This window comes from Winogradskyella pelagia, from assembly GCF_017581965.1.
In the GTDB taxonomy this organism is placed as follows: domain Bacteria; phylum Bacteroidota; class Bacteroidia; order Flavobacteriales; family Flavobacteriaceae; genus Winogradskyella; species Winogradskyella pelagia.
In genome coordinates this window covers 1-2258 of sequence record NZ_JAGEVF010000027.1, presented here as the reverse complement: position 1 = coordinate 2258, position 2258 = coordinate 1, and the positions used below count along the sequence as shown (strand labels likewise).

General features: G+C 31.5%; 2 protein-coding genes. Both read left to right on the top strand.

The window, feature by feature from the left end:
• Nucleotides 1-121 precede the first annotated feature (121 nt).
• Nucleotides 122-940 (top strand): alpha/beta hydrolase, encoded by an 819-nt coding sequence (locus J4050_RS15055; RefSeq protein ID WP_208155442.1) that lies wholly within the window; start codon nucleotides 122-124, stop codon nucleotides 938-940.
• Between the two features lie 223 nt (nucleotides 941-1163).
• Nucleotides 1164-2153 (top strand): alpha/beta fold hydrolase, encoded by a 990-nt coding sequence (locus J4050_RS15050; protein WP_208155441.1) that lies wholly within the window; start codon nucleotides 1164-1166, stop codon nucleotides 2151-2153.
• The last annotated feature ends 105 nt before the right edge of the window (nucleotides 2154-2258 follow it).

Genomic DNA, 2258 nt, shown 5'->3' with positions numbered 1-2258 from the left:
GACTACGACCGAATCCACTCGGAATTGCTAACATCTGTCTCTGCCAAAAGTTTGTTTAACTTTAAGCCGTAACTGATGGTTATACGAGACCGTTGGCATTCATTAAAAAAACAGAACATATATGAGAAAAATATTAGTCCTATTTATTACAAGTTTATATTTAATTGGTTGTGGGAATTCGAAACAAGTTCAAGATTCCATTCCAGAACACGAAACTTTTAAAATAGAATCAAAACAAGTTGGAGAAACAAGAGTAGTAAATGTTTGGACACCTCCATTATATAAAAAAGGAAACGAACAATACCCTGTTTTGTATATGGCTGACGGAGGAATAAAAGAAGATTTCCCACACATTGCAAATACCATCTCTAAATTAATAGCCGAAAAAAGTATTCCACCAATTATTCTTGTTGGAATCGAAAATACAGAAAGAGGTCGAGATTTAACAGGTTTTTCAGAATCGGAATATGACGCTCAATTTTGCCCGCAGACAGACGGAGCGAAAAACTTCCGAGCATTTATCACTCAAGAATTAATTCCCGAAATTAATAGTAAATACGAAACTTCAAATAAGAAAGGAATTATAGGAGAGTCATTATCGGGACTTTTTGTAATGGAAACTTTTATGCAATATCCCGAATCATTTGATTTTTACATTGCATTTGACCCTTCTTTATGGTGGAATGACCACTATTTGGTAAAAAATGCGAATGAACTTTTTGGAAAATTTCCTGATAAAGAAGTTAAACTTTGGTTTGCAGGTTCAAGTGCAGAAGATATTTCGCAATACACAAATGAATTGAACAAAGTATTAGAAAACAATGCTTCAAATAAACTAAAATGGAAATATTCAGACGAACCAAAAGAAAAGCATAATACAATTTTTAGAGCAACAAAGGAAAAGGCTTTAAAATGGATATTGAATGACCAAAATAAATAACGAAATGCCAACAATGGCTATAGTTAATACGGGTTTTGGTGCTTAACCAAAAGTAAAGTGCCTTGAATTAAGTCCGCCAAATCTTTTGATTTGGCTTTAAAAATGAAAAGATAAAACAAAATAAAAAGTTTTGGCTAAGTGCTTAATCAGAAATTAATCGCTTTTTAATCCCGTACTAACCATAGCCGAGTCGTTGTAAGCAATTTAAACCAACCTTTATACTATGATAAAAAAAAGTATTTTATTATTCGTTTTTACGATTTTATTCCAAATTTATGGGTGTAAAGAACAAACCAAAAAGAAAAATAAGTCTGAAAATATTTCAGTCAAAATAGACACTCTGCTAACACCTGAAATTGGAGGAATAAAACAAGTTGTTGAAATTAAAACGGATGACTCAAACAAGCCAGTACTTTTATTTTTATCTGGTGGTCCTGGAAGTTCAATGATAAATACTGCTGACAATTTCACGAACATTCTAAAAAATAAATTCACTATTGTCCAATGGGAACAAAGAGATGCTGGAAAAACATTGGAATTAAACGTCTCGCCAACTCAACCATCTGTCGAACAAATGGAAAAGGACACTTATCAAATTATAAGTTTTCTAACAAAGGAATTGAATAAAGAAAAGATATACTTATTGGGTAGTTCTTGGGGAAATGTTTTAGGCTTTTATATCGTTGAAAATCATCCTGAATTACTACATTCTTATTTTGCGGTTAATCCAGTTATCAGCCAATTAAAAAGTGAAATGGAATTGCTCAAAATTCTGAAAGTTCATTTTCAAGAAAATACTATTGCCAGCAAAGAATTGGCGAGTGTAAATATTCCTTTTAAAATTGACGAGGACTTATTTTTTATAAGAAAATGGCTTTTTTATAAAGAGGGTAAAGAATATGTAACAAGTGATGATTTTAAAAATGGTTTTCTTAAATGGTCAGAAACTTGGTCACCTGTATGGAACGAAGTAATGAATATTGATTTACCGAAGACTTTAAAGGAGGTTAATTGCCCAGTTTATTTTTTCGTCGGTAAAAATGATATTCAAACATCTACTGAAATTACAGAAAACTATTTTGAGAAATTAAAAGCACCAAAAAAAGACTTGTTTCTATTTGAAAATTCCGGGCATCAAATACATCACGATGAACCAGAAAAATTTCAAAATACAATAATTCAGACATTGGAAACAAACAAACCAGAGATATAAAAACTACTTACAACAACGTGTATAATTAATTGCTTTGGTCGTTGCCTACTTGGAAAATTCCTTCGGAATTTTCTCGCGTTCGTTTTTGTTTACTAAATTAGTTGC